5 protein-coding genes are annotated in these 6,000 nt (G+C 33.3%); 4 read left to right on the forward strand and 1 reads right to left on the reverse strand.

The genetic code is table 11. The annotated features are described in order from the left end of the window. Positions 1–2: 2 nt before the first annotated feature. The 4 genes from WJR50_RS25115 (at position 3) to WJR50_RS25130 (ending at position 4,804) form a co-directional block, all read left to right on the forward strand. Positions 3–1,106, forward strand: coding sequence for a glycosyltransferase family 4 protein (locus WJR50_RS25115; RefSeq protein WP_341296058.1), 1,104 nt, complete (start codon positions 3–5; stop codon positions 1,104–1,106). Beyond that, positions 1,103–2,386 (forward strand): phenylacetate--CoA ligase family protein, encoded by a 1,284-nt coding sequence (locus WJR50_RS25120; RefSeq protein WP_341296059.1) that lies wholly within the window; start codon positions 1,103–1,105, stop codon positions 2,384–2,386. Before WJR50_RS25115 ends, WJR50_RS25120 begins: the two co-directional genes overlap by 4 nt. Before the next feature lie 257 nt (positions 2,387–2,643). Next, on the forward strand, positions 2,644–3,660 hold the full coding sequence (locus WJR50_RS25125) for a glycosyltransferase (RefSeq protein ID WP_341296060.1): 1,017 nt from the start codon (positions 2,644–2,646) through the stop codon (positions 3,658–3,660). 10 nt (positions 3,661–3,670) lie between these two features. Next, positions 3,671–4,804, forward strand: a complete 1,134-nt coding sequence (locus WJR50_RS25130; protein ID WP_341296061.1) for a glycosyltransferase family 4 protein — start codon at positions 3,671–3,673, stop codon at positions 4,802–4,804. 36 nt (positions 4,805–4,840) lie between these two features. Here the strand turns inward: WJR50_RS25130 and WJR50_RS25135 are convergent. Continuing rightward, positions 4,841–6,000 (reverse strand): right-handed parallel beta-helix repeat-containing protein (locus WJR50_RS25135; RefSeq protein ID WP_341296062.1); only part of this gene is annotated, 1,160 nt, incomplete at its 5' end.

Below are 6,000 nucleotides of genomic sequence, written 5' to 3' on the forward strand. Positions count from 1 at the left end.
TAATGAGTAAAGATATTTTTGACAAGGTTTTATATATAGCACCTCATTATAAGTATTGGAAGGGTGGGATTTCTGCAGTTATTGTAGAGTATAAGAATTCAATCAAAAATTTTCATTACTTACCAAGTACAACATCTGCCAATATATATCTTACCACACTTTCATTCCCATTTCTTGTCCTTGTTTTTGCGGCCAGATTGATGATCAGTAGAAAGATTAAGATCGTCCATATACATGGTGCATCAAAGGGGAGTTTCTACAGAAAATTTATTTATTTCTTCCTGGCCAAAAAGCTTTTTAAAAAAAAAGTAGTATATCATATCCATGGTGCTGGATTTCATCTCTTTTATCAGGGTGCATCATCATTTATCCGTAGAGGGGTTAGGTATATGATAAATGAATCAGATACTCTAATAGTTTTGTCAAATTGGTGGAAAGAATTTTTTAGTGGAGAGTTTAAACCTAAGAGAATTAAAATTGTACCTAATATTGTTGCAAATCCTTCAAAAACATTATCTAATATCAATAGTTTTTCAAATGTTGAAAACGATAAAAACTTAGAGAAAAAAGTAAATTTACTTTTTTTAGGTAGAATTGGGGACAGGAAAGGTATATTTGATCTGTTAACAGTGCTGACTGAAAACCTGAGCTTTTTCAAAGAAAAATGTCATTTGAAGATAGGTGGAGATGGTGATATTAATAAGCTTTTGGAAGTTATTCGTACAAACCAGCTTTCAGAAGTTGTTGAATATATAGGCTTTGTTCAGGGAGAGAAAAAGATTAAAGTATTAAACGACACAGATATATACATACTTCCATCTTATAATGAGGGGCTTCCAATTTCAATTTTAGAAGCAATGTCATTTGCCAAGCCAATTATTTCTACTACTGTTGGAGGTATACCAGAAATTGTCAATGATCAATACAATGGAATATTATTTGAGCCAGGAGATTTAATAGCTCTGAATCACGCACTGACTAGATTGGTCAGTGACAAAAAATTACTTATGGAATATGGAAATAACTCCTATAGGTTAGTGAAAGACAAACACTTTCCGGATTCAGTGAAAGAATCATTATTAAAAGTTTATCAAGAGTTGATATGAAAAAGTTAGCTCATTTCTTTGTTAGAAATATTCTGAAAAATAATCCTTTGTTCTGGTATCGTTTACATCGGCTGAAAAGCCTATATGAATTAGAACAAGAAAAATTACTTACACTTCAGAATGAAACATTCCTTAAGTTATTGAAATATGCTTATTCTAACTCTGCTTTTTATAAAAGCTATTACCAGCAATATGGACTGGATATTAAGACTATAAAAGACATTAGTGATATAAACAAACTGCCTGTTGTTACCAAAGACCATATCAGAAAACATGCTGAAGTTATTTTAACAGGCCCCAAATCATTTCAAAAAGTTGCTTACACGAGCGGGACATCAGGATCTCCACTAAAAGTTTACCGTAGTTATTCATCTGTCATTGAAGAAGAGGCCTATATTTGGAGACATAGAGAAAATTTTGGTCATACAATAGGGGCAAAGTCGGTTGCATTAAGAGCTGATTTAGACAGAGATACATTCGTGGCTTTAGATCCATTTTCTAATACCAAACAGTTGAGTAGCTATAGGCTAAGTGAAAGAACTGTAGAAAATTATTATGAAGAAATCGCTTCATTTTCGCCGAATGCTATTTATGCCTTTCCAAGTTCAGTAGAAATATTGGCGAACTTCTTATCAGAAAAAAACAAATCGTTACATGTTCCTCTTATTTTTACCTCATCTGAAACCTTATATGAGTTTCAAAGAGAGAAAATACAAAAAGTATTCAATGCTAGAATTGTTGATTGGTATGGCAATGCAGAAAGGACAATAGCATTAGAAGAAAACCAAGAAGGAACTTATGATGAACTTAAATTATATTCAGTCAATGAATACAATGACGATCATGTTATCACCACTAGTTTAATAAATTTTTCTTTTCCATTAATTCGCTACCATGTGAATGATGTCTTAATTGCTGACAACTCTACAGGCAAAGTTAGTCAAATCATAGGTAGAGTAGATGATGCGATAGAATTACCAGATGGTACAAAAGTTGTTAGATTAGGGGTGGTATTTAAAGGAATGGATGAGATCAACTTTGCTCAAATTATTCAAAATAACCGTAACGAACTCCAGATAAATGTAGTGCCAGCAAAATCATTTAACGATGATGCTAAGCTTAAAATTCTGAAGAAAATGAAGCTTTTTGTAGGTTATCAGCTTGATATAAAAATCTCAGTCGTTGATGAAAGCCAAATTATTAAAACCGAAAGAGGGAAGTATAAATTAGTGATTAACAATTTGAATGCTTCAGATCACAAAAGTACTGCATTAGTTTAAATTAATAATATTTGTAAACGTGAGCATTAAATGATTTTTTTAACAAAAAATAGCGAGTAGCCTTAATTTATTCTACCGATAAAGGTTTATACTTATAGTTGAGCTTTCTTGTTTTTTACTTTTTCTTAATTTATCCAATGTTTAGGCTTTTGTTTCAAGAGCCAATTACCTCTCGCAACCTATCAGTTTACATTGTTAATCCATTTACCAAATTAGAGAAGTTTAGGGCTAATTTATAATTCATTATACAGTTTAGAATGAAAAAAATTATAGTAAGAAGTAGACAAAATGTTTTTCGTCATGAGACTGAGATATTAGTAAATAGATATGGTTTTCAAGAAATCAATAATGGTGAAACATCCAAGGGAATAAAAACCAGAAAAGAATTGATTTTATTTTTTTTGAGTGATGTCCTTTTTGTATTACGGAATATAAAAAAGATCTCCCGCGCTGATGTTATTATAGTAACCGGATTTAATGCTTTAACCATTAAATTGCTTATTAAGCTAGGTATCATCAAGTATAAAAAGTTGCTGTGGTTTGGCTTTTTTATCCACTCAGATTTAGCTTTCAAAATTTTTGAAATTGTATTAAAAGTGCTCAGTCTGAAGCACGAGATAATGGTGCTTAATGCTATTTATGAAATTCCTTTATATGCCAAGCGCTTGGGAATTCCTGAGCGAAAGCTTACTTATTTTAAGTTAGGAGACTGGAAAAAACCAGTAGAACTATTTGATCCAACTTATGTTCCTCCTTTTAAAGATTATTGTTTTGCAGGAGGATTTACAAATAGAAATTACAAAACACTCATTGAGACTTTTAAGGAAGTTGATAAAAACTTAATTATTGTAGGTTCTGATCTCAACGAAGATCTAAGGGACTTAGATACTCTCCCAAACAATATCATTGTTAAAAAAGATATAGATAAAACAGAGTTTGAGTCATTAGTTGTACATTCTAGCGTTTGTATTTTGCCAATGAAAGATCCGGATGCAGGAGCATCTGGCCACATGGTACTGCTGGCGTATATGAGACATAAAAAGATAATTCTTGCATCAAACTTTCCAGCAATTAGAGAATACCTCGTGCATGATAAATCAGCTATTCTTTATGATGATCCTAAAAAAGATATTCCAAGAATATTGGAAGATATTGACCTTAATAAGTATGACTTGAACTGTTTGAGAGATCAGGCTTACAAAGCCTACGAAGAAGAATTTAGTGCGAAAGCTTTAGAAGAAAATCTAGTAAAAATTGTAGAGTCAAATTTGTAAAATCTTTTCAATGAGTAATAAAGTCTTAGTTCTTACTCCCGATCTGAAAGTGCCTGGAGGCGTTAGTAATTATTATGAAGCATTGGGTCTACATAGCGTTAATGGCATAAAATATTTTTTTGTTAGTAATGATAGAAAAGAGTCTTTTGGGCATTTTGTATGGAGGCTGATTAAGAATTATTTTTTTTACGCTAAAACACTTTTTAAGAGTGAATTAAACCTAGTACATATTAACCCTTCACTGAATTTTAATTCTTTTATAAGAGATGCTCTTTTTTTAATCATCGCACATGGGTTCAACAAAAAAACCCTGGTCTTCTTTCATGGTTGGTCAGATGAATTTGAAAATAAAATTAAAAAGAATCTTATTTATAGATGGATTTTTTCTAAGTCGTTTAAGAAATGTAAACACATAGTTGTCCTTAGTAATTTGTTCAAAGAAAAATTAATTGCTTTGGGGTGTAATCCGAATCGGACACACTTCTGGGTGGAAAGTACCGTTGCGGACACATCTTTTCTAGATGGTTTTTCAATAAACGAGAAGCTAGCGGACTATAAAAAAAGCGATAAGATAAAAATACTTTTCTTATCACGAATTGAGGAAGAAAAAGGTGTCTATATCGCTTTAGAAGCTTTTGAAAAGTTACAAACAGAACTTAGTCATAAGAAGTTAGAGCTTATCATCGCTGGAGATGGTAATGCGCTTGCGGATGCAAAAAAAATGACGAAGCTCAGAAATATCCAGAATGTAACTTTCACGGGTTATATTAAAGAAAATAAAAAGAAAAAAGTCCTTCACGAAGCACATCTTTTTTTGTTCCCCACTTATTATGGCGAGGGAATGCCAACAAACATTTTAGAGGCAATGCTTTATGGTATGCCTATTATTTCACGCTACAATGCTGGTATAGCAGATGCTGTGAGTCACGGGGAAAATGGATTTTTGACTGACAGCAAAGATGCGAATGATTTCGCTGAAATGATGAAGTTTATACTTTCAGATGATAGTCTTTACAATAGAATTGTGAGAGTAAATCATCAAAAGGCACTAAAAAATTACTCTTCTGAAGTTGTAAGAGAAAGGATATTAAATATTTATAAGCTGGTATCTTATGGTGAGCATGCTAGAGAAAAGGCTATATAAAAAAATAGCTTGTTGAAATTAATTTATGACGCTTCTTTAATCAAATGAACTTTGTTTTTTAAATGATTCTTTAATTGTATAATCATCATTTTGATGATTTTCAAAGACTTCATTCATATTAGCGAATTTATCACCTGAAGCGGAATAATTACCGGAAGCTTTACCAGAGAGTAGGATATTATTTTTACCATCAACATTCTTTTTGGTAGAGTTGGTAGAGACAACGATATCTCCCTTATTACCATGCAGGATATTGTTGTAGATTTTGACATTATAGTCCTGGCTTCCATCGGTCCAGACCCTAATTCCGGCATCCCCGGCATTGACCACCGTATTGTTGTACACTTCCCATTCCTGAATAGGCCCACTTACTACGATACCATGTCCTTTCACATCATAGACCAGGTTACCATAGACTTTTCCGCTGGCTCCGCTATTGGTCTGAATACCATTATGGCTACCATCGCTATTTACTCTGTTGTAGAGGTTATAGACAGTATTGTAACGAATAGTAATATTGGTAGACTGATGCCCCTTGATGATATCAGCACGGGTTAAACCACCAGCTTTGATACCTTGACCGGAAGTAGCAGGTTGGAGGGGACTATGTACAGTATTGTACTCAGCAATAACATTATCAGCAGAGAACAGATCAATTCCATCATCATAATACCCGTAGATTTCATTTTTACGGATGATAAGACCAAAGTATTTACCTCTCTGAGCACTGATTCCATCCCCATCACTGGTCGCTCTGTTGTCAGCGCAGATGTTATTTTCAATTAATCCTCCTTTGACTTCATGCGTGCCATTATAGGGAAATCCAGAAGAACGAATGTTCCAGCGAAAACCAGTAATAAAGTTGTTAAGCAAAAAAGGAGAGACAACAGTTTTATTATTTCCATCATTTTTGCCATAATTGATTCCATGATGAGGACTACCGATCCCTTCAATTCTACAGTTAGAAACGATAGTATACTTACTACTTCCCATGATATAGACCCCCGTTTCACCATTCCCCCTCACTTTGAGATGGAGATTATCAATGAGGACGAAGTCTTTATCATCAACGGTAAAGATATCTCTGGAATCGTGCTGCAATATGGGTTTGGGGCCATTACCGTAAGCAGAGAAAGAGAGGTATTGATTAGCATTTCCGGATATATTGATAACCACAAAAGTATTGGAGAAGGTAT

The sequence above is a fragment of the Catalinimonas locisalis genome (assembly GCF_038039535.1).
Lineage (GTDB): Bacteria > Bacteroidota > Bacteroidia > Cytophagales > Cyclobacteriaceae > Catalinimonas.